Raw genomic sequence first — 19,564 nt, forward strand, 5'->3', positions numbered from 1 at the left:
AACTCACGATAATTCCGGAGCCATCTCCAGTGTTACCGTCACCAGCCATATTCACACCGAGCGAAGCTGGCTCTGCATCCACACCTTGCACTAAGGCAGTCACTAAGGCCGCGCCTTTGATATCCGCCGTTGCTAAGGTTATTTTCGCGACACCGTTACTATTGGTTAGCGCCGTACCCGTGGCAGGGTCAAAAATACCCAAGGTATTATCGTTTAAGGAGAAGCTCACCAGTTTGTTGACGAGCGGCAAACCGCTTCGATCTTTTACTGTTGCAGTTAACTGGGCTGGAGTTGTTGCATTTATATCTATATTGTTAGCAGCAAGGCTTACCGTCGGCTTATCGCCTGATACAACCCCATCACCAACCATGGTGACATTCACTTCTGCAAACTCACCAGTACTAATCTTTGCTGTAACTGTGGCACCAGTATTAATTGCCCCAGTGAAAAGTTGTATCGTTGCAACACCATCAGAATTTGTTGCGACTTGACCGGTTGAAGGACTAAAAGAGCCATAAGTATTATTGTTTAAGGAAAATGATACTAATGTATTTAGATTATTACCTTTTGAGTCAGATACTTTGGCCGTAAGTGTCGCAGGTTTTGCATACGATACTTGGGGATCACTTACCGATAACTTAACGGATATTGTAACGGGATCAGGCGTTGTCCCACCATCATCAGAGATACTGCCTCCACCACCACATGCTAATAATAAAAGCGAACACAATCCTGCGAGAAAAACCTTATACGCTGACTTCATTGTCAGGCTCCCTGTTACTCTGATGATAATACCTAAGCGAGACGCTTATTACTTATAGGCTAACATTACACAATTTTCACGCAACTTTCCCATAACTATCTTATTTTATTTCGCAAATCTGATAAATACTTTAACATTAATTGTCATTTCATCTTCACGATTTTCTTGCTAGTCTTGTGAGCGCCAAAAAATAGAATGTATAAAAAACACACAGGACTCTCTATGGCAATTTCTATAAAAAATAAACTCGGCCTTACAAGTAAAATTCTGATCGGTATGGGAACAGGTATTGCTTTAGGCCTCATTCTCCGCAATGCCTTTCCAGAAAGCGATATAGTAAAAGATTATATTACTGAAGGTTTCTTGCATGTTATCGGTACTATCTTCATCTCCAGCTTAAAAATGTTAGTCGTTCCTTTAGTCTTTATTTCATTAGTTTGCGGAACTTGCTCACTGAGTGAACCTTCAAAATTAGGCCGCTTAGGGGGGAAAACCCTCGCCTTCTATTTATTCACAACCGCCATTGCCTTAGTGATTGCGATTGTCAGCGCAGTCCTTATACATCCTGGAAACGCCTCACTGGCGTCAGAAAAAATGGAGTACGTCGCAAAAGAAGCCCCAAGTCTTGCTGATGTGCTGATAAACATAGTGCCTACCAATCCGATGCAGGCATTGAGCGAAGGTAATATGCTGCAAATTATTATTTTTGCGGTCATTTTTGGCTTTGCTATTGCCCATATTGGTGAGCGCGGCAAACGTATTGCGGCGTTGTTTGAAGATTTAAATGAAGTCATCATGCGTGTCGTGACACTGATCATGCAACTCGCGCCCTATGGTGTGTTTGCGCTGATGGCAAAACTTGCATTAACACTCGGTTTAGAGACCTTTGGTAGTGTGGTTCAATATTTCTTCGTGGTCTTAGGTGTATTACTGATCCATGCGTTTGTTGTTTACCCTACACTTCTAAAACTTTTCTCAGGCCTCAATCCCTTAATATTTATTCGTAAAATGCGCGATGTGCAGTTGTTTGCTTTTTCAACCGCCAGTTCAAATGCCACTTTACCCATTACCATAGAAGCGTCTGAACATAGATTAGGTGTCGATAATAAAATCGCCGCTTTTACGCTACCGTTAGGCGCTACCATTAATATGGATGGCACAGCAATCATGCAAGGCGTTGCCACTGTGTTTATTGCGCAGGTTTTTGGCATTGAGCTCTCACTAACCGATTATGCCGTTGTTGTTGTGACAGCCACGTTAGCATCAATTGGTACCGCGGGTGTTCCAGGTGTCGGACTTATCATGCTGGCCATGGTGTTAAATCAAGTTGGCTTACCAGTGGAAGGGATTGCCCTGATTATCGGTGTCGATCGCTTACTCGACATGGTACGTACTGCTGTAAACGTCACTGGTGATTGCGTAGCAACTGTAATTATTGCTAAATCAGAGGGCGAATTTAACGAGCAAGTGTTTAACAACACTCAAGCGGGTAAAGTTGCTAGAAGTTTTGATGAACAAGTTCATCATTTAGATAAATCGAACTAAACCTCACAAAGACCAAAATGACGCCCAGCTTCAGTGTTGGGCGTTTTTGTTTGAACGCAATACAGTTAACATGTCTATTGTTAGCAAAATGTGAACATGCCAATAGTACGGAAGTTTGTTTTTAGATACATTATGTTTACTATTTTAATACGTTTAATGGGAGGGGTATAAATGTGGTGGAGAAGTCTTTGGATCCTGATTGCATGCTGGCTATTGAGTGCCCACTTTGTACGTTACGAACAAATTAACTTTGCCATTCCTTTTGCACTTGCGCCTTTGGTCTTATTTTTTAACTCAGTTTACTTACTTCGTTTATTACAAATTTTATTATTTATAAGTGTCTTTGCCGTCTGGGGCGTCACAACCATTGAAGCGGTACATCTGCGATTAGCGCAAGAAATGCCTTGGTTGAGATTGTCTTTTATCATGATGGCGGTGATGTTATTTACCTTAGGCGCGATTATGTGTGGCAACGGCATTTTGCGGATCAGAAAACAAAAATCGCCTTGGGGAAATTCCCCGATACGCTAACACTTTAACAGCAAAACCTTCTTATTCAACAATAAATTAGTACTTATTTTGACCACAAGTTCAACTCGGTCAGCAAAGGTTAAGTTCAACTAAGATATGCTGATCCTCTATTTGGTTATCAGTGTGATTTTGCGTAGACTAGTTTGCTAAAGCTTAGCTCATACACTTTAAGGCATTATATTATGAGAATTTTGGTTGTTGAAGACGATCCTATTTTATCCCACCACTTAAAAGTGCAATTAAGCGATCTCGGTAATCAAGTTCAAGTGGCACTGACTGCCAAAGAAGGTTTTTATCAAGCCACTAATTATCCCATCGATGTCGCCATTGTCGATTTAGGGCTACCCGATCAAGATGGTATTAGCTTAATTCAACAACTCCGTGAAGCGGGTCTTAAAGCACCAATATTAATTCTCACGGCACGAGTTAATTGGCAGGATAAAGTTGAAGGCCTTAACGCCGGAGCCGATGACTATTTAGTGAAACCCTTTCAAAAAGAAGAGCTTGTTGCAAGGCTTGATGCCTTAGTGCGCCGTAGCGCAGGTTTTGTTAAACCCGTGATTTGCAGTGGAGAATTAAAACTCGATCTCGCCGCCAAACAAGTCACTCTGGGTGACGAAGTCATGGAAGTCACTGCCTTTGAATATTTAATCCTCGAATATTTGATGCGCCATTGTCATGAGGTTGTCGCCAAGCAACGTTTACTCGATGTGATTTATGGTGATAAGGAAGGCGATCCCAATACGATTGAAGTCATGGTCAGCCGCCTGCGTAAAAAACTGACCCGCGATGGTATAGATAACCCCATAGTGACCATCCGCGGCCAAGGATATAAATTTAACCTGCCATGCAATTAAGATTAAAATTCAAGAAACGTCTGCTGACACGGATGTTTCTCACCTCGCTATCAATTATTACCTTAGTGGGTTTTGGTCTCGCATGGATGGTTAATATTCTGCATGCGCAAAATAGTTATAACGAAGAAACTGCCCAACTCATTGCCGAAATTCCCCAAGTCGCCGCCGAATTACGGGAGCACGATCTTATCCCCGATACCAGTGCTTGGCTGGAAGAAAATAATAAACAAGAGCGCTATGTAATAGCGAGTTGCGATGACAAATTTAAGCAGGTTTGGACCTCATCCCTCGCAGTAGATCGTGGCTTATTTGATACCTGTGAGCGTTTTAACGAAATCCGTAACGACTCCCCGCCCTACTACCTCACCATGGCTGACGACAGAGGATATTTCGTCTATTTGCTCGCGGTAGAAATTGCCAGTGTGCATTACAACCTCCTCGTCATGAAAGATGCCGCCAAACTGGAGCAAGAATACAGTAAGTTCAGTAAACGTACTTATATTCGTTTAGCTATGGTATTGGCCTTAGCCTTAATTCTATTGGTCAGCGCCGCCTATTGGGGCATGCGTCCCTTGGTACGGATGCAAAATGAACTGCAATCAATTAACCAAGGTAAGAGTAAATCACTTTCTGAGGGCTATCCTGTTGAACTTGAAGGCGTAACGCAAGCACTCAACCAGATGTTGCAACAATCGAGTGCCCAACAACAGCGCTATCAAAATGCTATGAATGACTTGGCACACAGTCTTAAAACCCGCTTAGCCGCCGTGCATGCCATTACAGATGACGCCAGTTTGAGTAAACAATCGGCAAGCGAAAAGATCATGGAACAAGTCAGCCAGATGGATCAGCTGGTCAAATACCAATTAAAACGGGCCATGTTAGGCCGCCAAGGCCTGAAGCAAGAACAAACTGTTATTGCGCCCTTAGTCGATCAATTAGCTCAAATGTTGTTTAAAATTTATCGAGAAAAACAAGTTCAGTTCTCGGCCAACATATCCCCCTCTTTGATGTTCCCCGGCAACAAGGGTGACTTAATGGAGCTGTGTGGCAACCTTATGGAAAATGCTTTCCGCCTGTGTATCAGCCAAGTGCATGTATCGGCTAAAATTAACTCACAAGGTGAGTTTGAACTCATTGTTGAAGATGATGGCCCTGGTGTTGAAGAAAGCTTAAGACAGAAGATTATCCAACGTGGCGTGCGTGCCGATACTCAGTCTCCTGGGCAAGGGATCGGATTAGCTGTCTGTGATGAAATCGTTCACAGCTACGGTGGCAGCTTAAAAATTGAAGAAAGTCGCTTAGAAGGGGCGCTCTTTAGGATCCGTATCCCAGTGTAATAAACTGGGATACTATCAGGCAATCACCGCATATAACTGTTCGGCTCGATTAAACATGATCCAAGAAGTGGCAATATATTTGTCACCACTCACAGGTTTATTTCCCCGATGTGAATGAGTAAATCCCGCAGGCGCTATCACCATAGTGCCTTTTTTAGGGGAGATTTTACGCTGTTGATAATAAAATTCGGTTTCGCCGCCCTCTTCCACATCATTTAAATAAAACATATAGAGCACGACGCGATGCAGAGCTTCATTGTGGCCATTCTGCGGGAATTGTTCCGAATGCCAATGGGGATAACCGCCTTTATTTTGCTGATACTTTTGAATATTAATACTGCCACTGCGATACAAATACTTCACTAAGCCATCGGCCCTAGGCGCACCCAGCGTCGCAAAATTAGTCGGAGTTAGCGTTACAGGTTGGCCCTGCTCATCACTCACTGACACAGCAACCGCACCCATTAATGCCATTGAATATTTTGTAAAATAATCTACCGCGCCCTTTAAGGTATAACCTAAGAGTTCGTTTCTGATGGGCTGCAGGTCGATGAAACTATCTAAGGTCAAATCGCGGCTGATCTTCTTCTCCAAATCGACGCCATTGCCCGTGTGTCCATCAACAACGCCAGCATGTTGCTCAAATGCCAGAATGAGACGGTCACACAAGTCATTCGGCAACGCATTAGGGTATACTTCAATAAAGTCCATACTTCCTCAATGGAGTGGCTACTTTCTAGGCTTACTATGCTGACATGTTAGTTAAGTAATTGTAAAGCAGCATCATTGAGATAAAATAACCCACATTACGCTTCACGATAACAAGAATATGAAAAAAAGCTGTAAAGTTTCAGTCCATCAACTTCAAGTCGGCAACTTTGTGCGTTTGCCCGTGGCTTGGAAAGATCATCCCTTTTTATTCAGTAGCTTTCATATTAAACAAGCTGCGCAAATCGAGTTGATTAAAAATCTGGGCATCGAACATGTCATCGTCGATTTAGAACGCAGCGACGTCGCCCCGATACATGCTGATGCAGTCAACCCTATCAAATTGCCGCCAAGTGCTGAAATCAATGTGCTTAAAAACGACATGGATCAATACAAGGCTGAGCAAATCGAAGTACAAAAAAAATTACGCCGTGACATTAATAAAACTGAGCAAAATTTTACCCGCTCAGTAGCCATGATGCGCAGCCTCATCTCTAAGCTACGTAATCGCCCCTTAAATGCGGTCGATGACGCCAAAGATTTGGTACACACCATAGTCGAACAGCTGCTCAACTCAGATAACTTAGTGCTGCATTTGATGAGTGATGCTAAGCAGGATGAAAGCATTTACTACCACTCCTTGAATGTTGCGATCCTCTCTATGCTGATCGCCAAAGAAATGGAATGGGATAGAAGTGAAATCGAAACGGTCGGTCTCAGTGCCCTGTTCCACGATGTGGGTAAATTAAAAATCCCACCACAAATTCTAAAAAAATCGACACCTTGGTCAGCACCAGAGCTTAATTTTATCAAACAGCATCCATTACTTGGGATTGAACTGCTCAAATTAGCCGATAATTTTCCCCAAGCAGCCTTACCTGCAATCACCAATCACCACGAGTTTCTCGATGGCAGTGGTTATCCCAAAGGCCTAAAGGAAGAGGCTCTCGATAAGGTATCGCAACTGATTGCGGTAGTGAACGAATATGACTCCTTGTGTTACCCAAGCCAACAGGGCAAAGCCAGAATGCCCTACGCCGCACTGGGGCATTTGTATAAGCAATACAAAACTAAGCTAAATCAAGAGTATATTGGCAAGATGATCAAGATGCTGGGCATTTATCCCCCCGGCAGTGTGGTGGAATTATCCAGCGGTCAATATGCCATGGTGATGTCGGTTAACTTAACTAAACTGCTATGCCCTAAGATATTGGTTTACGATGCGTTAGTTCCTAAAGACCAAGCACCTATCGTTGATTTAGAGATTGAAGGGATCAGCATAGTGCGCTGCTTACCACCTGCGGCGCTTCCTGAAAAAGTCCACGAGTATCTAAATCCGCGCGAGCGAGTGAGTTACTACTTTGGCGGCGATAGTCGTAAGTAGTTGATTAAGAAACTGGCTTAACGATTATGCCTAACGAGCTTCACTCATTTAAGCAAAGTCATCGAGTCTCACTCATTGAATAAAAGTCATTGAATGAACGTAGTTAAATGGCAGTGATAAAAATAAGGGTCGAATATTGCATTCGACCCTTGTTGTTAATTCGAGAAATCAACACAGCTAGCGCCAGACTTATAACCAATGCTTACGTTTAAAGAAGAAGTAAGTACCTGCGGCACTGGCTAACATCATCACAATCGCCATAGGGTAACCGTATTGCCACTCAAGCTCAGGCATGCTGGTAAAGTTCATCCCATAACTACTGGCAATCAAGGTCGGTGGTAGAAACACCACAGCGGCAACCGAGAAGATTTTGATGATTTTGTTCTGCTGCAGACCACTGAAACCCATGGCCGCATCGAGCAGAAAGTTTAACTTATCGAAAATAAACTGACTGTGGGGCATCAGCGACTCGATATCCGACAACATTTCCCGCAAGTCCTTTAAATGTTCATCGGATAACTGGCCACGATAATAACGCTGCATATAACGCAGTGAGCGCTGAGTATCGAGCAAACTTAATCGGATTTTACCATTAGAGTCTTCTTGCAGAGTGATGAGTTTAAATACATCGTCAAGTTCATCGTTATCAAATACTTGCTCACCGACATTTTCAAGTACAGTGTAAACGTCTTCAATTAAGTCAGATAAATAATCCACTTTCAGATTAAATAATTCGAGAAACAATTCCTGCGGTGTCGATACTTCTAACCGCCCTAAACGCAAATAGTTACGCAGCAAACGGATAAGACCAACGTCTTCTTCACGAATTGTCAGTAAAAAATTGCTACGAAGGTTGAAGGAAACGTTAACGCCGCGCACATCTTGGCCGACACGCTGTGGGAATAACGAATTAATATGCAAGCCGTCACTGTTTTGATAAAAACGTGCTGAGGCCTCAATTTCATTGATATCTTCTTCGTCAGGCACTTCTTCAACAGAAAAATGACTTAACCACTCTCGCTCCTCATCATCGGGTTTATACAGATCTAACCAAATGGTCGATGCGGGAATACTGTCCAGTATGCCGAGCTCTGTCACAGTAAGGTGACGATTATCATAGACATAAGCAGTAATCATTTGTCCTCCTGAAAAAAAACTTAAGTTAACGATTCCACTTAAGTGCAGGCTAAAAAATTGTCGCTAGTTTACCGCATAAGTTGGCAATGAAAAGGCGTGCAAGGTAATTTAGTAAAATAAATATGCCTTAATCGGTTTCGATAATTGCCAACCGTTCTTGGGTCGAAAAGCGAATATGTATGCCATCGATAGTGACCATTTTCGAGTCTGAGATATCCCCTTTTCGCACACGATACTCGCCGTTATTGTCGGCATTCGGTGACACAATTCTCACAGTGACAATTCTATGCTGATCGCGCCAATACCAAACACTGTAACTCAGCAGGCTAAATCCAATCACCACAAACACACCCGTCAACAGGTATCGGCGCCACAGCGGTTCACTAAAACGCTTTGAACTGAGATTAACTGCCAGAGGTTCAATCTGACGCTTGCGTTTCACCAGTAAAAACCAAGCGCCAGCAATGACTAAGACTGTTAGTAAAATTTTAATGAGCATGGTTCTTTCCTCTGATAAACGTCCGCTTGTGCTCAATGGTCTCGATCAAGCCAGCAGCAATCTTGCATTGACCCTTCAATGCCACACAAGTTAGCGCATTATACGCAGACTTATGTGGATAAACTGTCTTTGGGATCAAGCTTAAAGTGCACAGTCAAATAGACAAGGCGAATGTACGAGCCATACACATGCACATAGACATAGACAAAGCAGAACGTTGAAACAGAGTACAACAGACTTATGACAGGGCGAAAACACTGCGGGACCTATACCTAAAATTGATTGCTACAGATCACAACACTCAACATAAGTAAGTACCTGACATTAAAAATCTTCAAATCCCTTCGCCATACGCTGAATTTGTGCCAAAGGAACGCCGTGGCGATTGCGTGTCGCGCATTCCTGCTGATGAGCCAGACTGCTTGGTTCACCCACAAGCACAATTCTAACTTGATAACCTAAGGCTTTTGCCGCCGCTTCATAGGCCATGTATTCCCAGTGGCACAGATTGGTATTGTCACAAATCACCACGGGCTCGCTTGAAGAAAGTGCCTGAATAAACCCCGTCAAATTACATTGATGAAACTCAGGTAATTTCTTGGCATCGAAACGGTATTCATCTTCATGGTAGAAAAAACTATCGGTCGAAAATACGCCACGTTGCCGCACGCCAATGGCTTTTTCTAAAGGAAGGGAAAGAATGTAAGTTTCAACCCAATGTGACTTACCACTGCCCGGTAAGCCACGCATTATAATCGCAACTTTTTCGCTCATGTGTTCGACTCACTGCCAATCACTCGACCCGCTAAAATGGTATCAACCAACTGAGGCACTAACTCCCCCGCTTTTCCTGTGAGGTGATATTGAAACTGACTGTGTCTATCGGGTGCCATCATATTTACTTCTACTGTTTGAGCCCCATGATGGTTAGCAGTATCCACAAAGCCCGCGGCAGGATACACAGTGCCAGAGGTGCCAATGGCAATAAACAAGTCACAGTTATCGAGCGCATCGTGAATTCGATCCATCCCTAAGGGCATTTCACCAAACCACACCACATGGGGGCGTAATCGCTGAGCCGGAATACAACAAGTACAGCAATTATCGGCACCAAAGGGCTCACGTAAAATAAAGGTCTGACGTGAGCGCGGACAACGGCCTTTGGATAATTCACCGTGCATATGCAATAAGCGGCGCGAGCCCGCACGCTCATGCAGGTCATCAATATTTTGTGTGATGATAAGTAATTGACCTTTAAACTCCGCTTCCAACTTTGCCAAGGCCACATGCGCTGCATTGGGTTCAACCGTGCCACTGTGCAGTTGCAACCAACGACTATTGTAAAATCGCTCTACTAATTCAGCATCACGTTCATACCCTTCTGGTGTAGCAACGTCTTCAATATGATGCTCTTCCCATAGACCATCTTGATCGCGAAAGGTGCGTAAACCCGACTCAGCAGAGATCCCTGCGCCAGTTAACACCACAATTTGCTGGTACATGCCGATTCCTTATTATTTTATTTATTTGAATTATTCTCACTGACTTTGGCAGCCGTGAATATTATTCCTTGGTATAACCATACAAAAACTATGCTTGAATTGCCGCAAAATATTGTGATTTAACGCCTATTGACACAATTTATCTGCATATCGCCCTAGAAAGCCAGAACAAAGGTTTAAGTTTTCAACCTGAGCACCTATAATGGCAAACACTATCCACGGATGAACCTATTGGTTCTGCAATCAAGAGATTAGCAATGACAGATGGAAATCAAGCGCTAAAAAAAGCGGGTTTGAAAATTACCCTGCCACGAGTCAAGATCCTAGAACTGATGCAAGGACCTGAAAACCAACATATCAGTGCAGAAGATTTGTACAAGAAGCTGCTCGATATCGGTGAAGAAATTGGTCTAGCCACCGTCTACCGTGTGTTAAACCAATTTGATGATGCAGGTATTGTCAGTCGCCATCATTTTGAGAGCGGTAAAGCCGTTTTCGAACTATCGACTCAGCATCATCATGATCACTTAGTTTGCCTATCGTGTGGCAAAGTGATTGAGTTTTCAGATGAAGTCATCGAACGTCGTCAAGATGAAATTGCCATGAAACACAACATTAAGCTGACTAATCACAGCTTATATTTGTACGGCACTTGCACCAACGATACCTGTGAGCATAACGACGCCTAAGTCGGCCATTGTGTTTATATAGCATTAAGCAAAAAACCAGCCTAAGGCTGGTTTTTTATTGGATGATGTTTACGGGTAAACCGCTATAACACCTTGGCGTAGATATTCACTTGATGGCCCATAAACTCATTTTGCTCACGCCAATGCATGCCCACACGCTTAGCCACACCTTCAGAACCGAGATTCCCTGCTAAGATAAGTGCAATCGTCTGGTCAATGCCAAAACGTTTAAATTCGGCTAATGCAGCAAATGCGGCCTCAGTACCAATTCCAGTTCCCCAATACTCAGGGAAATAACGATAACCCAGTTCGACTTCGCTGAATTCTGGAATAAATTTCGGACCACAAAAACCAATCACCCGCTTATCAGCTTTATGCTCTACCGCCCAACGACCAAAACCATGTTGCTGATAATCGACTTGGATCACCTTGTGAAACAACTCAACCGCCTGCTCGCGAGCTGCAAATGCCGCGGTGGGAATGTACTTTAGCATCTCGGGATTACTGTTCATCAAATAAAGCGCTTCACAATCTTGCTCAGTAAATGGTCGAATAATTAACCGTTCAGTTTGGGTTATCATCTTTGCGCCTTCAAAAATGGCACTTAAAAATCAACCAATGGTTCGCTTAAAGTGCACTGGCGTAACGTCAACGACACTACGCCAATACCTCAAGCTTAACGGTGGAAATCACCACTGCGTTCAGGCTGATACAGGATTTCCTCAATACGCACTTTTACCATAGAACCACCCGGACCTGGCCATTCAATTTCATCACCTTGAGAGAGCCCTAATAATGCGCTGCCCACTGGCGCCAAAATAGAAATCGTGCCCGCGCCGTTCACGTCTTTTGGATACACTAAACGTAAACAGAAAGTCTCATTACTGGATGAAACGCTAAACTTCACTTCTGAATTCATGGTCACCACATTCGCGGGCACCTGTGATGCAGGCACAATATCGGCTCTGTCTAATTCAGCCTCCAATGCCGCTTTGCCCGGAAACGCATTTGCCGGCAGTGACTCCAATAATCGCTCTAGTCTTTCTAAGTCAATTTCCGAAATAATGATTTTAGGTGTTTTCACAGTTTTTCCCTCATAAAAAAATGTGATGTTTAAGCCGTTACTGTGGCTAACATCGACTCTGTTGCTTACCCTCCCCCAATGCGATAAGCCCCATAAAACAAATACGCTCGCAACGATAGACTGCAACCGTGTTAAATAAATTTGAGTTCAAGATTTTTTGCAGAACAGCACTGAAGCCATAAGCACTTAGCTCATGGTTAATGGCTCTACTCACATTATCCTCGCCAATGACACAGACGAGCGCGTAGTAGAGAAGCATCAATCTAACCCGTAGAAGAAAAAATATCTAGTCTTCATGGTGTTAGCTCAATCCCATTCCTGTCATTTACTACGATTCGCTGCTGAAATTACAGCCAATAAAAAAGGCGCCTTAGGCGCCTTTTATATTCGTAAAGGTTAGCTTACCAACCTGTACGAATACGCAGCGCTTTACCGATATCAGCAAGCGAGCGGACAGTTGTCACGCCCGCTGCTTCTAATGCAGCAAATTTGTCTTCTGCAGTACCTTTACCGCCAGCGATAATCGCGCCAGCATGGCCCATACGCTTACCTGCAGGTGCAGTGACACCCGCAATATATGACACAACAGGCTTAGTCACGTGTGCTTTAATGAAAGCCGCCGCATCTTCCTCAGCGTTACCACCGATTTCACCGATCATAACGATCGCTTCAGTCTGTGGATCGTTTTGGAACATTTCCAGTACATCAATGAAGCTAGTACCTGGAATTGGGTCACCACCAATACCTACGCAAGTAGATTGGCCGAAACCTTCATCCGTCGTTTGCTTAACGGCTTCATAAGTCAGAGTACCTGAACGAGAAACGATGCCCACTTTGCCTTTTAAGTGGATGTGACCTGGCATAATGCCGATCTTACATTCACCTGGGGTGATAACACCTGGGCAGTTAGGGCCGATCATGCGAACGCCAGTTTCTTCAAGCTTCACTTTAACTTGCAACATGTCCAGTGTAGGAATGCCTTCAGTGATACAAACGATAAGCTCGATGCCACCGTCGATAGCTTCAAGAATGGCATCCTTACAGAACGGAGCCGGAACATAGATCACAGAAGCAGTCGCACCAGTCGCAGCCACAGCGTCTTTCACAGTGTTGAACACTGGCAGACCTAAGTGAGTTTGACCACCTTTACCAGGAGACACACCGCCCACCATTTGCGTACCGTAATCGATAGCTTGTTGTGAGTGGAATGTACCTTGACCGCCAGTGAAACCTTGGCAAATTACCTTGGTATCTTTATTGATTAAGACAGACATTATTTGCCCTCCGCAGCTTTAACTACTTGCTCAGCCGCGTCAGTTAGACTGGTAGCTGCAATGATATCTAGACCTGATTTAGCTAATACTTCACGGCCAAGTTCAGCGTTAGTACCTTCTAAACGAACTACAACAGGTACTTTAACGCCCACTTCTTTAACAGCGCCGATAATACCTTCTGCGATCATGTCACAACGTACGATACCGCCAAAAATGTTAACCAGAACCGCTTTCACATTGCTGTCAGACAGAATGATTTTGAATGCTTCTGCTACACGTTCTTTCGTCGCGCCGCCGCCTACGTCTAAAAAGTTCGCTGGCTTGCCACCGTGCAAGTTAACGATATCCATAGTACCCATAGCCAGACCAGCACCGTTCACCATACAGCCAACGTTACCGTCTAATGCAACATAGTTCAGCTCGAACTTAGCAGCGTGAGCTTCGCGGGCATCATCCTGTGATGGATCGTGCATGCCTTTGATTTTTGGTTGACGGTAAAGTGCGTTACCGTCGATACCGATTTTACCGTCTAGACAGTGTAGGTTGCCTTCAGTGGTAATAACCAGTGGGTTGATTTCAAGCAATGCGAAATCATGATCAACGAACATAGTCGCCAGACCCATGAAAATCTTAGTGAACTGCTTCATTTGAGTTGGGTTTAAACCTAACTTGAAGCCAAGATCACGTGCTTGATAACCTTGTGGGCCAGTCAAAGGATCTATGATTGCAGTGTGGATGAGTTCTGGCGTTTCTTCTGCCACTTTCTCAATTTCAACACCACCTTCAGTCGACGCCATGAACACAACACGACGAGTCGCGCGGTCAACAACGGCACCTAAGTACAGTTCGTTAGCGATGTCGGTGCAGCTTTCTACTAAAATTTTAGCAACTGGCTGGCCTTTCTCATCAGTTTGATAAGTCACCAGATTTTTGCCTAACCAGTGTTCGGCAAAGGCTCTGATTTCTTCTTTATCGCCAGTGACTTTAACGCCACCTGCTTTACCGCGGCCGCCTGCGTGTACTTGACACTTAACAACCCATAAATTTCCGCCAATATGGCCTGCCGCTTCTACAGCTTCTTGGGCTGTATCACATGCAAAACCTTCTGACACTGGTAAACCATATTCGGCAAATAAGGATTTTGCCTGATACTCATGCAAATTCATGATGATCTATCCGTATACTTCTAATCAAATCCAACTGGCCCGTTTGGGCCAGTCACGAGGGTATGTCTGGCTATTTCTTTAAGCGCAATCTCTTATCGAGTTGTGTTACAGATCAAGCAGCAGACGAGTTGGGTCTTCTAGGAAGTCTTTAATCGCAACCAAGAAACCAACAGACTCACGGCCATCAACAATACGATGGTCATATGAGAGTGCTAGGTACATCATGGGCAGGATTTCAACCTGACCATTGACTGCCATTGGGCGATCTTTAATGGCATGCATGCCTAAAATCGCACTTTGTGGCAGGTTAAGGATCGGTGTAGACATCAGTGAACCGAAAACACCACCGTTAGTCACAGTGAAGTTACCGCCAGTCATGTCAGCCACAGTCAGCTTACCGTCACGGCCTTTAAGGGCTAAATCACGAACTGCTTTTTCGATTTCAGCTAAGTTCATGGTATCTGTGTCACGTAACACTGGTGTTACCAGGCCACGTGGTGTTGATACTGCAATGCTGATGTCGAAGTAGTTGTGATAGACGATATCGTCGCCATCAATAGACGCGTTGACTTCTGGGAAACGTTTCAGCGCTTCAGTCACGGCTTTGATGTAGAAAGACATAAAGCCTAAACGGATACCGTGGCGCTTTTCAAAGATATCTTGGTATTGCTTACGGATATCCATGATGGGCTTCATGTTCACTTCGTTAAACGTCGTGAGCATAGCGGTAGAGTTTTTCGCTTCTAACAAGCGGTTTGCGATTGTCTTACGCAGACGTGTCATTGGCACGCGCTTCTCGCTACGGCCAGCCGCTAACGGAGCTACAGCAGGTGCTGCTGGCGCCGCAGCTTTAGGGGCAGACTTAACGAAGGCTTCTACGTCTTCTTTCGTAATACGACCACCCACACCAGTGCCTTTTACTTTGCTGGCATCAACATTGTGCTCAGCCAGTAAACGGCGAACAGATGGGCTTAACGCATCACTGCTTTCATCGCTAGTTTCAGCTACAGGCGTTGCCGCTTCAGCTTGCGCTTTAGTGACTTCTTTGCCCGATACAGCACCGGCGATAAATTTAGCGATCACTTGTTCACCCAGAACAGTGGCGCCTTCTTCAAATAAGAACTCGCCAATGTGGCCATCTTCTGGCGCAACCACTTCAAGAACCACTTTATCGGTTTCAATATCAACCAGGTTTTGATCACGAGAAACTTGCTCGCCCACTTTCACATGCCAAGTGGCAATCGTGGCATCGGCAACAGATTCTGGTAGTACGGGTACCTTGATTTCGATACTCATGAAAAACTATCCTTTTATAAAATGTCTATTACTACAGTGCGATTGTAAGTTTCAGGGCACTGTTCACTAAAGATTCTTGCTGATGTGTGTGCAACTCAGGGTAACCACACGCTGGTGCAGCTGACGCTTCACGACCAGCATAAGTTAACTGTGCACCTGCAGGAACCGCGGCCCAGAAATGGTGTTGACTAGAGTACCAAGCACCTTGGTTCTGTGGCTCTTCCTGACACCAAACAAAATCTTTCACATGTTGGTAATCAGCCAAAGCAACGATCATTTCATCATGTGGGAACGGATATAACTGTTCGACACGGATTATCGCTACGTTAGTGATATTTTCTTTACGACGTTTTTCCAGCAGTTCGAAGTAAACCTTACCACTGCAGAAGACAACTCGGTCAACCTTGCTTGCTTCCAACGTATCGATTTCACCGATCACATTTTGGAAACTGCCATTGGCTAATTCTTCCAAGCTTGAAACCGCTAATGGATGACGTAGTAATGACTTAGGCGACATAACGATAAGTGGACGACGCATAGGACGCACCACTTGGCGGCGCAACATATGGTAGACCTGTGCAGGTGTTGAAGGCACACACACTTGCATATTGTGGTTAGCACACATCTGCAAGAAACGCTCTAAACGGGCGCTTGAATGCTCAGGGCCTTGACCTTCATAGCCATGGGGTAACAGCATAGTCAGACCACATAAACGGCCCCACTTCTGCTCACCCGATGACAAGAACTGATCGATTACCACTTGGGCACAGTTAGCAAAGTCACCAAACTGGGCTTCCCAAATAGTCAATCCGCCGGGTTCTGCTGTGGCATAACCATACTCAAACGCCAGTACTGAGGCTTCAGATAATACTGAGTCAGTAATATCAATTGGGCCTTGTTCATCAGCAATATTGCGCAGTGGCATGTAAGTCGTGCCATCGTTTTGATTGTGCAATACAGCATGACGATGGAAGAAAGTACCGCGGCCAGAATCCTGACCTGTAATACGTACACGCTTGTTGTCTTCCAGAATTGAGGCATAAGCCAGCGTTTCTGCAAAACCCCAATCGAGTGGCTTCTCGCCTTTTGCCATCGCTAAACGGTCGCTATAAATCTTAGCAACACGTGATTGCAACGGATGACTTTCAGGTACATAGCTCAGTTTGTCAGCCAGACTTTGTAAACGCTCAGCCGACATAGAGGCTTGATACGCTTCGTCCCACTCACGACCGATATACGGTGTCCAATCAACAGAATGCAGCGTCATTGGGCGCCATTCTTTAACCACACAATCACCTTGATCTAATGCATCACGGTAATTATTGATAAGACCAGTCACATCATCAGCAGCCATCACGTTTTCAGCGATTAGCTTGTCTGCATAAATCTTACGTGGCGTTGGGTGTTTCTTGATCTTGGCATACATCAACGGCTGAGTCGCACTTGGCTCATCGGCTTCGTTATGACCATGACGGCGATAACACACTAATTCAACCACCACATCACGTTTGAACTCGTTACGATAATCAACGGCTAACTGCGACACAAAAGCAACGGCTTCGGGATCATCAGAGTTAACGTGGAAAATCGGTGCCTGAACCATCTTAGCGATGTCAGTACAGTATTCCGTCGAACGAGTGTCCGCATGGTTAGACGTCGTGAAACCCACTTGGTTGTTCACTACGATGCGAATACTGCCGCCGACTTTAAAGCCACGGGTTTGAGACATGTTGAATGTCTCTTGTACTATCCCTTGACCTGCAATTGCAGAGTCACCGTGGATAGTAATAGGCATGACTTGTAGGCCATCCTTACAACCGCGACGATCTTGACGGGCACGTACAGAGCCAATCACCACAGGGTTAACGATTTCAAGGTGCGATGGGTTAAAGGCCAGTGCTAAATGCACATTGCCGCCCGGCGTTTCAAAATCAGAGGAGAAACCTTGGTGGTACTTAACGTCACCAGAACCGTGGGTATCAGCATGCTTACCCGCGAACTCGTCAAACAGTTCAGCTGGACGCTTACCTAATACGTTCACTAATACGTTCAGACGACCACGGTGAGCCATACCGACGACGATTTCTTTAGTACCGGCTTCACCTGCACGATAAATAATTTCGCGCATCATAGGCACTAACGCATCACCGCCTTCTAACGAGAAACGTTTCGCACCAGGGAATTTAGCACCTAAGTATTTTTCAATACCTTCTGCGGCGTTAAGGCCTTCAAGAATGCGTGTCTTAACACTTTTATCGTAGTTAGCTTTACCTAAGGAAGGTTCGAGACGTTGTTGGATCCAGCGTTTCTCATCGGTATCGGTAATGTGCATATATTCAGCACCGATAGAACCACAGTAGGTGGCTTTCAGCGCTTTTACCAAATCCGCGAGCTTCATGGTTTCGCCACCATGAGCAAAAGAACCTGTATTAAACTCACGTTCCATGTCTTCTTTAGTCAAGCCGTGGAAGGCAGGATCTAAATCAGCTACGGGTTCACGTTTCCACAATTCGAGGGGATCAAGATTAGCACCTTGGTGACCACGGAAACGATGGGCGTTAATTAATTGCAGGACTTTAACTTGTTTAGCATCCATTTCAGGATCCGTCACACGAGCAGAGCTCTTATGGCGTCCTTCTAACGCTAAACTGCGAAAATAATCACGTACTTTTGAGTGAGCAGCTTCAGGCGCATCAACAGAGGCACCGTTCACAGGAGGGAGATTATCAAATACCGCACGCCAATCATCAGCGACTGACTGTGGGTCTTCTTGATAGGCTTCATACATCTCTTCTACGTAGGTCGAATTTGCACCACTTAAGTGAGATGATTCGAGCCAGGCTTTCATGATGCCTTGGTGCATTTCTATTCCTTTCAAACTTTATACACGTGCTTAGCCATAGTATTAAATATGCAGTCTGTAGAGATTACCTTCGACGCATAATTTCTGCCGCCCCTAGATGTCCAGATATACGGCGCGTTGTCTTCCATTACATACGCAAAAGAGTCACCTTCTGCTACCAGAAAGTGACTCTTCAAGAGCTATATTATTATTGGTTTCAGCTCGGGTTCTCGCATTACACTGCTCGCTTCAACAGCATGGACTTAATATGACCAATTGCTTTAGTCGGATTAAGACCTTTTGGACAAACGTCAACGCAGTTCATGATGCCATGGCAACGGAACACGCTATAGGCGTCGTCCAGCTCAGATAAACGTTCTTCTGTAGCTGTATCGCGACTGTCGATCAAGAAACGATATGCGTGAAGCAGACCGCTTGGACCGATAAACTTATCAGGATTCCACCAGAATGATGGGCAAGCCGTAGAACAACAGGCACACATGATACATTCGTACAAACCATCTAAATGAGCACGCTCTTCAGGGGATTGTAAGTGTTCACGAGCAGGTTGTTTCTCATCATTGATGAGGTAAGGCTTGATCTTCTCATACTGCTTATAGAACTGAGTTAAATCAACAACTAAGTCACGAACAACTGGCATACCTGGTAATGGACGTATTTCTAATTTCTTACCTTTAAAGGTTGAAATTGGGGTAATACACGCCAGACCATTCTTACCATTCATGTTCACGCCGTCTGAACCACACACGCCTTCACGGCATGAGCGACGGAATGACAAAGTCGGATCTTGCTCTTTCAACTTGATCAGTGCATCGAGCACCATCATGTCAGAGCCTTCAGCCACTTCTAAGCTGTAATCCTGCATATACGGTTTAGTATCTACGTCAGGATTGTAGCGATAAACTGCAAATGTCAATTTCATCTTT

General features: G+C 44.6%; 19 protein-coding genes. 6 read left to right on the forward strand and 13 right to left on the reverse strand.

What is annotated here, in order from left to right; genetic code table 11:
• On the reverse strand, positions 1-763 hold a 763-nt coding region (locus tag L5M38_RS17760; protein WP_263179865.1), incomplete at its 3' end, for an Ig-like domain-containing protein.
• A 222-nt stretch (positions 764-985) separates the two neighbouring features.
• Between L5M38_RS17760 and L5M38_RS17765 the strand changes: the two genes are divergently transcribed.
• The 4 genes from L5M38_RS17765 to L5M38_RS17780 all read left to right on the forward strand — a co-directional run bounded on the left by L5M38_RS17765 (position 986) and on the right by L5M38_RS17780 (position 5,036).
• On the forward strand, positions 986-2,308 hold the full coding sequence (locus tag L5M38_RS17765) for a dicarboxylate/amino acid:cation symporter (RefSeq protein ID WP_263176757.1): 1,323 nt from the start codon (positions 986-988) through the stop codon (positions 2,306-2,308).
• A 171-nt stretch (positions 2,309-2,479) separates the two neighbouring features.
• Positions 2,480-2,839 carry a hypothetical protein gene (locus L5M38_RS17770; protein WP_028759715.1) on the forward strand — a complete coding sequence of 120 codons (360 nt, stop codon included), beginning with the start codon at positions 2,480-2,482 and terminating at the stop codon, positions 2,837-2,839.
• Between the two features lie 182 nt (positions 2,840-3,021).
• On the forward strand, positions 3,022-3,696 hold the full coding sequence (locus tag L5M38_RS17775; protein ID WP_028759714.1) for a response regulator: 675 nt from the start codon (positions 3,022-3,024) through the stop codon (positions 3,694-3,696).
• A complete protein-coding gene (locus L5M38_RS17780) occupies positions 3,687-5,036 on the forward strand; it encodes a sensor histidine kinase (RefSeq protein WP_028759713.1) in 1,350 nt (449 codons plus the stop codon). The genes L5M38_RS17775 and L5M38_RS17780 overlap by 10 nt, the downstream gene beginning before the upstream one ends.
• Positions 5,037-5,051: 15 nt before the next feature.
• Here the strand turns inward: L5M38_RS17780 and L5M38_RS17785 are convergent, their stop codons facing one another.
• Positions 5,052-5,747, reverse strand: coding sequence for a 2OG-Fe(II) oxygenase (locus L5M38_RS17785; protein ID WP_105252688.1), 696 nt, complete (start codon positions 5,745-5,747; stop codon positions 5,052-5,054).
• 118 nt (positions 5,748-5,865) lie between these two features.
• Between L5M38_RS17785 and L5M38_RS17790 the strand changes: the two genes are divergently transcribed.
• Positions 5,866-7,128, forward strand: coding sequence for an HD-GYP domain-containing protein (locus L5M38_RS17790; protein ID WP_028759711.1), 1,263 nt, complete (start codon positions 5,866-5,868; stop codon positions 7,126-7,128).
• A gap of 189 nt (positions 7,129-7,317) precedes the next feature.
• Here the strand turns inward: L5M38_RS17790 and corA are convergent, their stop codons facing one another.
• From corA to cobB, 4 genes are all read right to left on the reverse strand, one after another.
• Positions 7,318-8,265: a magnesium/cobalt transporter CorA gene (corA, locus tag L5M38_RS17795; protein ID WP_028759710.1), complete on the reverse strand. Its 948-nt coding sequence runs from the start codon at positions 8,263-8,265 to the stop codon at positions 7,318-7,320.
• Between the two features lie 127 nt (positions 8,266-8,392).
• Entirely contained in the window at positions 8,393-8,764 is a 372-nt protein-coding gene (locus L5M38_RS17800; protein WP_168825387.1) for a hypothetical protein, read from the reverse strand.
• 324 nt (positions 8,765-9,088) lie between these two features.
• On the reverse strand, positions 9,089-9,538 hold the full coding sequence (locus tag L5M38_RS17805) for an ATP-binding protein (RefSeq protein ID WP_263169828.1): 450 nt from the start codon (positions 9,536-9,538) through the stop codon (positions 9,089-9,091).
• Positions 9,535-10,266 carry a Sir2 family NAD+-dependent deacetylase gene (gene cobB / locus L5M38_RS17810; protein WP_219252620.1) on the reverse strand — a complete coding sequence of 244 codons (732 nt, stop codon included), beginning with the start codon at positions 10,264-10,266 and terminating at the stop codon, positions 9,535-9,537. Before cobB ends, L5M38_RS17805 begins: the two co-directional genes overlap by 4 nt.
• Positions 10,267-10,523: 257 nt before the next feature.
• Here cobB and fur point away from each other — a divergent pair, with 257 nt between their 5' ends.
• A complete protein-coding gene (gene fur / locus L5M38_RS17815) occupies positions 10,524-10,955 on the forward strand; it encodes a ferric iron uptake transcriptional regulator (protein WP_028759706.1) in 432 nt (143 codons plus the stop codon).
• A gap of 83 nt (positions 10,956-11,038) precedes the next feature.
• Here fur and L5M38_RS17820 read toward each other — a convergent pair whose 3' ends face one another.
• The 7 genes from L5M38_RS17820 to L5M38_RS17850 all read right to left on the reverse strand — a co-directional run bounded on the left by L5M38_RS17820 (position 11,039) and on the right by L5M38_RS17850 (position 19,560).
• A complete protein-coding gene (locus tag L5M38_RS17820) occupies positions 11,039-11,536 on the reverse strand; it encodes a GNAT family N-acetyltransferase (RefSeq protein WP_263179866.1) in 498 nt (165 codons plus the stop codon).
• Positions 11,537-11,631: 95 nt separating this feature from the next.
• Entirely contained in the window at positions 11,632-12,039 is a 408-nt protein-coding gene (rnk, locus tag L5M38_RS17825; protein ID WP_028759704.1) for a nucleoside diphosphate kinase regulator, read from the reverse strand.
• A 401-nt stretch (positions 12,040-12,440) separates the two neighbouring features.
• On the reverse strand, positions 12,441-13,313 hold the full coding sequence (sucD, locus tag L5M38_RS17830; RefSeq protein WP_028759703.1) for a succinate--CoA ligase subunit alpha: 873 nt from the start codon (positions 13,311-13,313) through the stop codon (positions 12,441-12,443).
• Positions 13,313-14,479: an ADP-forming succinate--CoA ligase subunit beta gene (gene sucC, locus L5M38_RS17835; protein ID WP_006081976.1), complete on the reverse strand. Its 1,167-nt coding sequence runs from the start codon at positions 14,477-14,479 to the stop codon at positions 13,313-13,315. The genes sucD and sucC overlap by 1 nt, the downstream gene beginning before the upstream one ends.
• A gap of 105 nt (positions 14,480-14,584) precedes the next feature.
• On the reverse strand, positions 14,585-15,775 hold the full coding sequence (odhB, locus tag L5M38_RS17840; RefSeq protein WP_105252694.1) for a 2-oxoglutarate dehydrogenase complex dihydrolipoyllysine-residue succinyltransferase: 1,191 nt from the start codon (positions 15,773-15,775) through the stop codon (positions 14,585-14,587).
• 31 nt (positions 15,776-15,806) lie between these two features.
• Positions 15,807-18,638, reverse strand: a complete 2,832-nt coding sequence (gene sucA / locus L5M38_RS17845; protein WP_263179867.1) for a 2-oxoglutarate dehydrogenase E1 component — start codon at positions 18,636-18,638, stop codon at positions 15,807-15,809.
• Between the two features lie 214 nt (positions 18,639-18,852).
• Positions 18,853-19,560: a succinate dehydrogenase iron-sulfur subunit gene (locus L5M38_RS17850; protein ID WP_028759701.1), complete on the reverse strand. Its 708-nt coding sequence runs from the start codon at positions 19,558-19,560 to the stop codon at positions 18,853-18,855.
• Positions 19,561-19,564: the final 4 nt, after the last annotated feature.

This window comes from Shewanella sp. SM101 (genome assembly GCF_025654465.1).
Taxonomy (GTDB): domain Bacteria; phylum Pseudomonadota; class Gammaproteobacteria; order Enterobacterales; family Shewanellaceae; genus Shewanella; species Shewanella oncorhynchi.